This is a genomic window from Nocardioides guangzhouensis, from assembly GCF_004519545.1.
Classification (GTDB): Bacteria; Actinomycetota; Actinomycetes; order Propionibacteriales; family Nocardioidaceae; genus Nocardioides; species Nocardioides guangzhouensis.
In genome coordinates this window covers 1-10,995 of the sequence record NZ_SDKM01000069.1, presented here as the reverse complement: position 1 = coordinate 10,995, position 10,995 = coordinate 1, and the positions used below count along the sequence as shown (strand labels likewise).

9 protein-coding genes and 1 pseudogene are annotated in these 10,995 nt (G+C 72.7%); 4 read left to right on the top strand and 6 right to left on the bottom strand.

The annotated features are described in order from the left end of the window. From EKO23_RS23710 to EKO23_RS23690, 5 genes are all read right to left on the bottom strand, one after another. Positions 1 to 1,850: MMPL family transporter (locus EKO23_RS23710; protein ID WP_134720960.1), on the bottom strand; the 1,850-nt coding region annotated here is incomplete at its 3' end. Positions 1,851 to 1,979: 129 nt separating this feature from the next. Further along, on the bottom strand, positions 1,980 to 2,765 hold the full coding sequence (locus EKO23_RS23705) for a nucleotidyltransferase domain-containing protein (RefSeq protein ID WP_134720959.1): 786 nt from the start codon (positions 2,763 to 2,765) through the stop codon (positions 1,980 to 1,982). Positions 2,766 to 2,876: 111 nt separating this feature from the next. Next, a complete protein-coding gene (locus EKO23_RS23700) occupies positions 2,877 to 4,394 on the bottom strand; it encodes a M1 family metallopeptidase (RefSeq protein WP_134720958.1) in 1,518 nt (505 codons plus the stop codon). 145 nt (positions 4,395 to 4,539) lie between these two features. Then, the gene (gene fahA, locus EKO23_RS23695; protein ID WP_246051278.1) at positions 4,540 to 5,760 is read right to left on the bottom strand and encodes a fumarylacetoacetase; all 1,221 of its coding nucleotides are present in this window, start codon (positions 5,758 to 5,760) and stop codon (positions 4,540 to 4,542) included. Next, complete coding sequence (locus EKO23_RS23690; protein WP_134720956.1) at positions 5,757 to 6,614, bottom strand: hypothetical protein; 858 nt, start codon at positions 6,612 to 6,614, stop codon at positions 5,757 to 5,759. The genes fahA and EKO23_RS23690 overlap by 4 nt, the downstream gene beginning before the upstream one ends. A gap of 67 nt (positions 6,615 to 6,681) precedes the next feature. On the opposite strand from EKO23_RS23690, the gene EKO23_RS23685 reads away from it, so the two are divergent. From EKO23_RS23685 to EKO23_RS23675, 3 genes are all read left to right on the top strand, one after another. Then, a complete protein-coding gene (locus EKO23_RS23685; protein WP_134720955.1) occupies positions 6,682 to 7,932 on the top strand; it encodes a homogentisate 1,2-dioxygenase in 1,251 nt (416 codons plus the stop codon). Positions 7,933 to 8,072: 140 nt separating this feature from the next. After that, positions 8,073 to 9,203 carry a DUF3152 domain-containing protein gene (locus EKO23_RS23680; protein WP_134720954.1) on the top strand — a complete coding sequence of 377 codons (1,131 nt, stop codon included), beginning with the start codon at positions 8,073 to 8,075 and terminating at the stop codon, positions 9,201 to 9,203. Between the two features lie 83 nt (positions 9,204 to 9,286). Continuing rightward, positions 9,287 to 10,135 (top strand): hypothetical protein, encoded by an 849-nt coding sequence (locus EKO23_RS23675; protein ID WP_134720953.1) that lies wholly within the window; start codon positions 9,287 to 9,289, stop codon positions 10,133 to 10,135. 7 nt (positions 10,136 to 10,142) lie between these two features. Here the strand turns inward: EKO23_RS23675 and EKO23_RS23670 are convergent, their stop codons facing one another. Beyond that, a complete protein-coding gene (locus EKO23_RS23670; protein ID WP_134720952.1) occupies positions 10,143 to 10,649 on the bottom strand; it encodes an Lrp/AsnC family transcriptional regulator in 507 nt (168 codons plus the stop codon). 105 nt (positions 10,650 to 10,754) lie between these two features. On the opposite strand from EKO23_RS23670, the pseudogene EKO23_RS23665 reads away from it, so the two are divergent. Next, positions 10,755 to 10,995, top strand: a pseudogene (locus tag EKO23_RS23665) (alanine dehydrogenase); the annotation flags it as partial.

The window sequence follows — 10,995 nt, the reverse complement described above, 5'->3', positions numbered from 1 at the left end:
TCGTAGTCCATGGAGAGCCCGAACAGGATCGACAGCACCAGCATCGGGATGAACGACTCGGTCGGGCCGGTCACGTCCAGGCCGATGGCGCTGCCGAACCAGCCCCACTCGAACACCGCGGTCAGGGCGCCGAAGGCCGCCGCTGCCGAGAGCATCGTCGTCAGCGCCGCCTTCACCGCGATCACGATCGACCGGAAGGCCATCGTCAGGATCAGGCAGGTGATGCCGACGATGTAGAGCAGGAACCAGCCCATCCGCGAGTCGATCTGGCTCGCGATGTCCTCGTACGACGCCGTGGCACCGCCGACGTACGCCTCGGCCGACGAGCCCTCGAGGGCCTGGGGGATCACGTCGTCACGCAGCCGGTGCAGCGTGTCGGCGGTCTCCTCCGACTGGGGCGAGGAGGTCAGGATCACCGGGATCTGGGAAGTGTCCCCGGCCTCGTTCACCATCGGCGTGACCACGGTGGCGACGCCCGGGTCGTCCGTGATCGCGGATGCGACCTTCTCCGTCGCCTGCGGGTCCTGCGACTGGTCGACCGCGACCAGCAGCGGGCCGTTGAAGCCCGGGCCGAAGCCCTCGGCGAGCAGGTCGTAGGCCTTGCGGGTGGTGGTGTCCTGCGGGTTGGTGCCGGCATCTGCCGTGCCCAGCCGCTGGTCCGTGGCCGGCAGTGCGAGCAGCACGACCACCGACAGCGCGGCGAGCGCCAGCGCCTTGGGGTGGCGGGTCACGAAGCGCGCCCAGCGCTGGAAGACGCCGTTGTCGTCGTCGCCACGCTTCGCGGCACGCCTGCGCGCGCCGGGCAGCCGGCCCCAGTCGATGCGGTGGCCGACCAGCGCGAGCAGCGCGGGCAGCAGGGTCACCGCGGTCACCACGGCGCCGACGACGGTCATCGCCGCACCCATCCCGAGCTTGGTGACGAAGGGGATGCCGACCACGGCCAGGCCGGAGATGGACACGGCCACCGTGGCGCCGGCGAACAGGACGGCGCGACCGGCCGTGCTGGTCGCCGTCACGGACGCCTGCTTCGGGTCCTCGCCGTCCTCGAGGGCCTGCCGGAACCGGGTCACGATGAACAGGGCGTAGTCGATGCCGACGCCGAGGCCGATCATCACCGCGAGGATCGGGGTGACCTCGTTGAAGTCGGTGAACCGGGCGGCGATGGTCAGCAGGCTCATGCCCAGGCCGACCGAGATCAGGGCGGTGGTGATCGGGATCGCCATCGCCATCGCCGAGCCGAGCACGATCAGCAGCACGACCATCGCGGCCACCAGGCCGAGGATCTCGCTGGTGTGGCTCTCCGGCTGGACGCTGTCCATCACGGTGCCGCCGAGCTCGACCTGCAGGTCGGTGTCGCCGACGGCGGCGCGGACGTCGTCCTCGAGCTGCTCGACGACCGCGTCGTCGATCTCGGCGGCGGGCTGCTCGAACTGCACGTCGACGAAGCCGATCGTGCCGTCCTCGCTGATGCCGCCGCCCTTGCCGGCGTACGGGTCGCCGACGCCGGTCACGCCGGGCACGTCCATCGCGGCCGCGCTGGCGGCGGCGATGTCGGCCCTGGCCGACTCGTCGGCGAGGGTGCCGTCGTCGGCGGCGAAGACGATCTGGGCCGAGTCGCCGGCCCGCTCGGGGAACTTCTCCTGCAGCAGCTCGACGGCGCTCTGCGACTCGGAACCGGGGATCGCGAACTCGTTCACGAGGGCGCCGCCGAACGTGTTGGCGGCCAGCACGATGGCGACCAGGGTGGTCGCCCAGATCGCGAGGGTGCGGACGGGGTGGTAGGCGCAGGCCCGGGCGAGGGCCGTCAGGGCTCCCCGCTTGCCGTCCTGCGCCGGAGGTGAGCTCGACATCTCTGCTCCTTGGGGTCGATGGCTGTCGGGCGTCGACCACCTTCGCCCCGGGGCACGGGGCCGGGCATCCGTGACATCACTGGGGGTGCCTCGGGAGCCGCGTGGTCCTCGCGGGGGACGGACGAGGGGTCAGGCGAGGTCCGCGAGCAGCTCGGCCTGCCAGGCGAAGCACTCCGCGGAGAGCTCGCGGAGCCGGTCGGTCCCGGGCAGCAGCGCGGTGACCCGGGCGGCGACGTCGGACGGCAGGTCGGTGTGGAGGTAGCGCAGGCCGTAGTCGTGCCGCTCCGGGCAGTGCTTCGTGCGGAGCAGCTGGACCAGCGGCGTCAGCCCGAACCGCAGGTAGAGCGCCACCGCCTCGGGCAGCTGGTCCCGCGCGACCGCGCGGTTCACCAGCCACTCGGCGGTCGCCCACCGCTGCCGCGACTGGTCGTTGGCGGCGGCCGCCCCGCGGGCCAGCTCCTCCGGGTCGTCGTGGCGGAGCTCGATCAGCCCGTCGGGGTCGTGCAGGACCAGCGGCGTCCCGTGCCGCCGTACGTCGATCACCCGGCGGGTGTCGCCGACCTCGAGCACCGCCAGGTCGACCAGCCGGGTGGGCTCCGCGAGCAGCCCGGCCCGGGCCTGGAGGTTGACGAAGCACTGCCGGCCGTCCGGCCAGGTGGGCTCGGGCAGCTCCCACACGTGGTCCGGAGCGAAGGTGGCGCGGATCGCGGCCAGCATCCGGTCGTACGCCGACGCCGCGGTGCCCGGCGTGGCGAGCACGACCACGTCGATGTCCGACCACTCGTCGAAGCCCCCGGTCGCGGCGGACCCGCCGAGCCACGCGCACCGCAGGTCGGGGTCGTCGGCGACGAAGCCGGGCAGCCAGGCCAGCAAGTCGTCGTACCGGTCGGTGGGGAGCGCGAGAGGAGCCGCCATGCCGGGGATCCTGTCAGCGGTCAGGGCGCCGCGTCACGGGGAATTCGGCGCGTGGCCCAGGACGCGTGGGCGACCGGGAGGCCGGTCGCCCACGCGTCCTCCGGAGCATGGCTAGCCGGCGTGCCCGGTGTCGAGCAGGTGCCGGCGCACGGAGCGGATCTTGCCGAGCGAGGTCACGTTCCGGCGGGCGCTCGTCGTCGAGTCCCAGTCGGCCGGGAACCCGTTGGCACGGGTCGGCTCCGGCTTGGCTCCCGTGTAGAGCCAGGCGTCGAAGAACCCGTCGAGCCGCTGGCCGGAAACCCGCTCCGCGAGCCCGATGAACTGCGCGATCGACCCGTTGCCGTAGCGGTGCTCTCGGGCCCAGGTGCGCATGGTGTCGAAGAACGCCGGCCCGCCGATGCGGGTGCGCAGCGCCTGGAGGGTCATCGCGCCCCGGTCGTAGACCGCTCCGGCGAACTCACGACCCTTGCCCGGGTCGCCGATGGTGAGGTCCCAGAACGGGGCGTCGGCCGGGATGCCGTCGTAGACCTCGCGGAAGATCTCCGCGGCCGTCCCCTCGCCGTGCTTCTCCGACCACAGCCACTCCGTGAACGAAGCGAAGCCCTCGTTGAGCCAGATGTCGCGCCAGTTCTCGACGGAGACGGAGTCGCCGTACCACTGGTGCGCGAGCTCGTGGACCACGACGTAGATGTTGGGGCCGTTGCGCCAGAACCCGCGGGTGTAGACAGGCCGGGTCTGGTTCTCCAGCGCGAACCCGAAGTCCGCGGCCGGGGCGACGCCGCCCATCGCCTCGAACGGGTAGGGACCCCACTGCCGCGACTCCCAGCGGACCACCTCAGGGGTGCGCGCGAGGTCGGCGGCGGCGTAGTCGCCTTCGGAGCCGCCGTTGGAGGCGACCGCGTTGATCACCGGCAGCCCGGACGGCGTGCGGCTGTGCGTGATGTCGAACTGCCCGGCCACGAAGAACGCGAGGTACGTCGCCATGGGCTTGCGCTCGCGCCAGTGCCAGGTGCGGTCGGCGCCGTCGCGGCGCGAGGAGACCAGCACCCCGTTGCCGAGCGCCTCGACGTCGTGCGGGACGGTGACCTCCACGTCGTACGTCGCCTTGTCGCGGGGGTGGTCGTTGCTGGGGAACCACCAGGGGGCGATCTCCGGCTCGCCGACCGCGGCCGCGCCGTCGCTGGTGGTGATCCACGGCGAGATGCCGTGGGCGGAGTAGTCGGCCGGCGTCCCGGCGTAGGTGACCGTGACCCGCATCGGCTCGCCTCGGTGGAGCGGCCGGCGGGGCGTGACCACCAGCTCGTGCTCGGTCTGGGTGAACGTCGCCGGACGGCCGTCGACGACGACCTTCGAGGCGGGCAGCACCAGGTCGAGGTCGAACTGCGTCAGCCGCTGCGTGGCCCGGGCCCGGATCGTGGTGCGTCCCTCGATGCTGTCGGCGGCCGGGTCGTAGTCGACGGCGACGCGGTAGTGGCGGACGTCGTACCCGCCGTTGCCGTAGTCGGGGTAGTAGGGATCGCCGACGCCGGGCGACCCGGCGCCGCCTCCCGCGGCGACCGAGGTGCCGGCGACGACCAGCGAGGTGGTGCTGAGCACGGCCGCGACGGCCGTGGAGCTGCGGTGCTTCATGGTTCCTCCCGAGAGGGCCGCCCGAGTGCGGCCCGACCGGTCCAGACAAGCACAGCCCGCCGGCAGAGTCGACGGGGTCGACCGGTCGGGTGCAGTCGACGGGGTCGACCGGTCGGGTGCCGTCGACGGGTTTCGCCTGCCCGCGTTACTGCGGCCGGGCGGGCTCGATCCGGCCCGCGACCTCGCCCAGCGCGATCCGGCCGCCGCCGGTGCCCGGGGCGGTGTAGCGGAGCACCACCTCGTCGCCGTCCTCGAGCGCGGTCCGCTCCTGGTCGCCGACCGCGAACGGCTCCTTCCAGCCCCAGCTCATCTCCAGGAACGACCCGCGCTGGTCGCGCTCGGGGCCGGAGACGGTGCCCGAGGCGAACAGGTCGCCGGTCCGCAGCGAGGCACCGTTGACGGTCAGGTGCGCGAGCATCTGGGCCGGGCCCCAGTACATCGAGGAGTACGGCGGCCGGGCCACGACCTGCCCGTTGAGCTCGACCTCGATCGCGATGTCGAGACCGGCCGGGCCGTCGACCGCGAGGTAGGGGAGCGGCGCCGGGTCCTGGCCGGGCAGGTCCGTCCACGCGGCGTCCAGCGCCTGCAACGGCGTGACCCAGTGGGAGATCGAGGTCGCGAACGACTTGCCGAGGAACGGCCCGAGCGGGACGTACTCCCAGGCTTGGATGTCACGCGCCGACCAGTCGTTGAGGCCGACCACGCCGAACACGTGGTCGGCGAACCCGCGCACCGGCACGTGGTCGCCCTGGGCGCTGGCGGCGCCGACCACGAAGCCGAGCTCGGCCTCGATGTCGAGCCGGGCGCTGGGACCGAAGACCGGTGCCTCGTCGGCCGGGGTCTTGCGCTGGCCGCAGGGCCGGACCACCGGGGTGCCTGAGGGGACGACGGTGCCGGAGCGGCCGTGGTAGCCGACCGGGAGGTGCCGCCAGTTCGGCAGCAGCGGCGCCTGGTCGGGGCGGAAGATGGCCCCGACGTTGGAGGCGTGGTCGAGCGAGGCGTAGAAGTCGACGTAGTCGGCGACCGCGAACGGCATGTGCAGGTCGACGTCGCCGAGCGGCAGCAGGTGCGGCTCGACCCGCGCGCGCTCGGACTCGTCGGTGAGCAGGCCGGTCACCCAGGCCCGAACCGCGTCCCAGGCGTCACGGCCGGCGGCCATCAGCGGGTTCAGGCTGGTGGCCGCCACGACCGGGCGCACGTCGAGCCCGGCCAGCGGCGCCAGGTCGAGCACCTGGTCGCCGATCCGGACGCCGACCCCGGTCTGCTCCCCGCGGCGGCTGAACACGCCGTACGGCAGGTTGTCGACGTCGTACGGCGACCCGGCGGCGCGGGCGACCCAGGTCGGGCGCGTCTCCGCGGTGCTCACGCCTCCTCCAGCAGTCCGGTGCCCACCAGCTCGTCCAGGGGCTCGGTCACCGAGCACGAGCCGAACGACGTGAACCATCGGCGGGCCCCGGAGAGCTCGGTCTCCATGGCCAGGCCCACCAAGGTCGCCTTGTCCTGCTGCTCGAGGATGCCGGTCACGTCGTCGGTGGACGCGCCGTCGAAGGCGTGCCGGGTGGCGACGAGGACGTTGAGGAAGCCGTGGTGCTCGAAGCCGGTCTCGGGGTCGCGGTGCCGGAGCGCGCCGTGCAGGCCGGCGGTGCACTTGAACGGGGTCTCCCGGTCCAGCGCGGCGTCGATCCACGACGCCAGGGCGGCGGAGGAGGGGAAGGCGTGCGCCTCGGTGCCTCCGGTGCGGAACTTCAATCGCAGCTCGGCGGCGCCCACCTCGTCGGCGGCGGCCAGCCAGCCGGCGGTCGGCTCGGTCTGGGGGAGCTCGACGTGGACGGTCACGTCGTCGCCGAGCTGGTTGCGGACCTCGTCCACCGCGGCCACCACGCGCCGGGCGTTGCCGGGCAGGTCGTCGAGGTCGCGGAGCGCGATCTCGAGGCCGGCGACCTCGAGGCCGAGCTTGCTCGCGAGCCCGACCGGCCCGGCCACCTGGCCGGCGCCGCCGGTGACCACGACCGAGAGCGGTGCCCCGAAGCCGCGGACCTGGGGCAGGTCGGTGTCGCGGAGCACGAAGCTGCCGACGAACCCGGCGTACCACGCGTCGCGGCGGGCGCCGTACGCCGTGGTGGCCTCGTGCAGGGGAGCGTTGCCGGGCGGGAAGATGGCAGCGTCGTCGACGAGACGGAGCCAGGTTGGGTCGAGGACGGATGGCGGGAGGGACGTCACGCGGCTACTCTAGCCACCACGCACATACCGGACGACAGTGGCCGATTATCGGATAAGAGGACTAGTCATGGCGTACTACCGGCAGCTCGGCACGGTGCCCCCGAAGCGGCACATCCAGCACCGCGACCCCGACGGCAACCTCTACTACGAGGAGCTGATGGGGGAGGAGGGCTTCTCCTCGGACTCCTCCCTCCTCTACCACCGGGGCGTGCCGTCCGCGATCGTCGCCAGCGAGGCCTGGGACCTGCCGGACCAGACCCGGACCCCGAACCACCCCCTCAAGCCGCGGCACCTCAAGCTGCACACGCTCTTCCCCTCGCCGGACGAGGGCGCGGCCGACGCGGTCACCGGCCGCCGCCTCGTCCTCGGCAACAACGACGTGCGGCTCTCGTACGTCGTCACCGGCACCGTCCCCTCGCCGTACTACCGCAACGCGATCGGCGACGAGTGCGTCTACGTCGAGTCCGGCAGCGGCACCGTCGAGACCGTGTTCGGCGTGCTGCCCTACCGCGCCGGCGACTACGTCCTCGTCCCGCGCGCGACCACGCACCGGTGGGTACCCGCCGAGGCCAGCCGGCTCTACCCGATCGAGGCGAACAGCCACGTCCACCCGCCCAAGCGCTACCTGAGCCGGTTCGGGCAGCTGCTCGAGCACGCGCCGTACTCCGAGCGCGACCTGCACGGCCCCGGAGACGTCTTCCTCGTCGAGGGCACCGACGTCGAGGTGCTGGTCAAGCACCGGGTCCCCGGCCTGCCCGGCGGCATCGGCGGCACCCGGATGACCTACGCGACGCACCCGTTCGACGTGGTCGGGTGGGACGGCTGCCTCTACCCCTACACGTTCAACATCGAGGACTACATGCCGATCACCGGCAAGGTGCACCAGCCGCCGCCGGTGCACCAGGTCTTCGAGGGCTGGAACTTCGTGGTCTGCAACTTCCTGCCCCGCAAGGTCGACTACCACCCGCTGTCGATACCGGTGCCCTACTACCACTCGAACGTCGACTCCGACGAGGTCATGTTCTACGTCGGCGGCGACTACGAGGCGCGCAAGGGCTCCGGGATCGCGATCGGCTCGATCTCGTTGCACCCGGGCGGCTACGCCCACGGGCCGCAGCCCTCCGCGATCGAGGCGTCCCTCGGCGTCGAGTCCTTCGACGAGTCCGCGGTCATGGTCGACACGTTCGCGCCGCTGGAGCTCGGCGAGGGCGGGCTGGCGGCCGAGGACCCGGCGTACCCCTGGACCTGGGCGGGCCGCCGGCTCGGCGAGGGCGGGGAGGGTGGCGACGGCGGTCCGGCCGTCTACTCCAACTCCTGACCCGCCGAAGTGCCCGGTCTTGATGTCCGAGGTGCCCGGTCTTGATGCCTGGGCACGCAATTCGGGGCACCTGGGCCAGCAACAAGAGGCACCTCGGCGCAGGAGTTACGGGGACGCGGGATCGCGCCTAGGGTGGGCGGATGCCTCGCCGTGCGTCCCGTGTGCTCGCCGCCGCGCTGCTCGGCGTGGCCCTCGCCCTCGGTGGCCCGCTGGTCGCGGCCGGCGCCGCCGCGGACCCGGTCACCAACCTCACGCCGCCGTCGGTGTCGGGCACGCCGGCCTATCAGTCCCGGCTGACCGCCGACCCCGGCACCTGGAGCGACCCGGCCGCGACGTACGCCTACCAGTGGCGGCGCGACGGACGGGCGATCAGCGGAGCGACGGGGCGCACCTACGCCGCCCGGCTCGCCGACATCGGGCACGACGTCGCGGTGCGGGTGACCGCGACCGGCTCCGGCGGCAGCGGTACGGCGGTCTCGGACGCGGTACGGGTGCGCAGGGCGACGCTGGTGGTCCAGCAGCGGCCGGGGATCAGCGGCACCCGCCGCTACCTGCACACGCTGACCGTCCGCAGGGCCGACTGGAAGCAGTCCGTCGACGGTCGCCGCTACCAGTGGCTGCGCGACGGCCGCCCGATCGCGGGCGCCACCCGGGCGACGTACCGCCTCGGCCACCTCGACGTCGGCCACCGCATCTCCGTGCGCGAGACCGCGCGCAAGCAGGGGTTCGCCAGCCGCAGCACGACGTCGTCGCGTACCCAGGCCATCGGGCACCGGGTGCCGCTGCGGCGCACGGTCTACTACCACGTCGAGACCCGCGGCCGGATCACCACGAGCCTGGCCGACTTCAAGCGGCTCGCGAACGACTCGCTCAACGACCCGCGCGGCTGGCGGGTGACCGGCACCGCGTTCCGGCAGGTGCGCTCCGGCGGCGCGATGACCCTGGTGCTCGCCGAGGCCTCGCGAGTGCCCCGGTTCTCCCCCGAGTGCAGCGCGCAGTGGAGCTGCCGGGTCGGCCGCTACGTGGTCATCAACCAGAAGCGGTGGAAGTACGCCTCGCCCGCCTGGAACGAGCACGGCGGGTCGCTGCGCGGCTACCGGCACATGGTGGTCAACCACGAGACCGGGCACTGGCTCGGCCACCGGCACCGGTCCTGTCCCCGGCGCGGGGCACTCGCGCCGGTGATGCAGCAGCAGTCGAAGTCGTTGCAGGGCTGCCGGTTCAACTCCTTCCCGACGAAGGCCGAGTGGACGACGCCAAGGTTCGGCTGACGTCCTCCGGGTGCGCGAGGCCCGGTCAGTAGGGTGGCCGAGCCCCCGCCCGACCGTCGCGACCTCGAGGAGAGTCCCCCCGCGTGCGACCCGTCCGTCACCTGACCTTCGCGGTCACCGCCCTGCTCGCCTGCCTGCTGCTGCCCGTCGCCGTGGTCGGCCTCTGGACCGACTCGGTGGTCACCGACTCCGACGCGTACGTCGAGACCGTCGGTCCGCTCGCGGACGACCCGGTGGTCCAGGAGTTCGTCCGGGACACGCTGGTGCAGGAGACCCTCACCCGGCTGCCGCGGGCCCCGGAGCCGCTGGTGTCCACGGCCGCCACCCGGGTGGTCGAGGGGCCGGAGTTCCGGCCGGCGTGGGAGCGGGCCAACCGGGAGGCGCACGAGCAGCTGGTCGCGGCGCTCGAGGACGACTCCGACAGCCCGGTCGCCGACGACGGCACCGTGGTCATCCAGATCGGGCCGCTCGTGGCCGCGGTCCTGGACGCGGTCGACACCCGCAACCTCATCGACACCTCGAAGGTGCCGGACGTCTCGACCTCGGTCCGGCTGATCAGTGCCGACGACCTCCAGACCGCGCGGACCTACTACCGGGTGGTGGACGAGGGCGGCTTCTGGCTCCCGGTCCTCTGGGCGGTGCTGGTCGCGGTCGCCCTCCTCGTCGCCGTACGCCGGCTCCGGGCGCTGGTCTGGCTCGGCCTCGGCTCCGCGGTCGCGCTGGCCGGGCTGCTGCTGTCGGTCTCGTCCGGACGGTCGCTGGCCGAGGAGCGTGCCCCGAGCGGGCAGACCGAGCTGGTCGGCGCGATGTACGACGTCCTGCTCTCGAGCCTGCGCGAGCTCTCGTGGTTCCTGTTCGGGATCGCCCTCGCGGTCGCCGTCGTCGCGCTGGTGGCGTCCGTCCTGCTCGGGCCGGTGCGCCGCAGGGACTGACCGCGGGTCAGGTCCAGGCCTGGGTGTGGCTGAAGATCAGGTTGGTCTCGGTCAGCGCCACGTCGGGGTTGCCGGACAAGTGCGCGATCACGAACTCCCGGAGCTCCTCGGTGTCCGCGGTGGCGACGTGGATGAAGAAGTCGTGGGCGCCGCCGAGCAGGTAGGTGTTGCGCACCCCGGGAAGCCGCGAGACCTCCTGCATGAACTCGGTGAGCTGGCCACGGGCGTGTGACTGCATCCGCACCTGCACCATCGCCTGGATCGGCCGGCCGGTCAGCGTCGGGTCCACGTCGGCGTGGAAGCCCCGGATGATGCCCGACTCGCGCAGCGCCCGCACCCGGCCCAGGCAGGTGGACGGGGCGATGCCGACCCGCTCGGCGAGAGCGTTGTTGGGGATCCGCGCGTCCGCCGACAGCTCGTCGACGATCGCCCGGTCGACGTGGTCGAGGGCCGGTCGAACGATGTTCGGCCGGGCCGCCCGTGGCGCGAGGTTCTCCGAACGTGTGGAGGACATGACGCCATAGTGACAGAATCATGTGCGGCGAACTAGCGCATGGCTGCGTGAACCTTCATTCTGGGCGGTGACCCGTCTCACCGTCGTACGAGGAGGACCGCTGCCATGAAGGTCGGCGTGCCCAAGGAAGTCAAGAACCACGAGTACCGCGTCGCGATCACGCCGATCGGCGTGCACGAGCTGACCGCCCACGGGCACGAGGTGTTCGTCCAGCAGGGGGCCGGCGTCGGTTCGTCCATCGACGACGCGGAGTACGTCGCGGCGGGCGCGACGATCGTCCCCGACGCCGACGAGGCCTGGGGTGTCGCGGACCTCGTGCTGAAGGTGAAGGAGCCGGTGGCCGAGG

Bases quoted from the DNA above. Each gene is read 5' to 3' on its own strand.
- EKO23_RS23685 (WP_134720955.1), top strand. From the start codon at position 6,682: ATGGCGTACTACCGGCAGCTCGGCACGGTGCCCCCGAAGCGGCACATC.
- EKO23_RS23705 (WP_134720959.1), bottom strand. From the start codon at position 2,765: ATGGCGGCTCCTCTCGCGCTCCCCACCGACCGGTACGACGACTTGCTG.
- EKO23_RS23680 (WP_134720954.1), top strand. From the start codon at position 8,073: ATGCCTCGCCGTGCGTCCCGTGTGCTCGCCGCCGCGCTGCTCGGCGTG.
- EKO23_RS23670 (WP_134720952.1), bottom strand. From the start codon at position 10,649: ATGTCCTCCACACGTTCGGAGAACCTCGCGCCACGGGCGGCCCGGCCG.
- EKO23_RS23700 (WP_134720958.1), bottom strand. From the start codon at position 4,394: ATGAAGCACCGCAGCTCCACGGCCGTCGCGGCCGTGCTCAGCACCACC.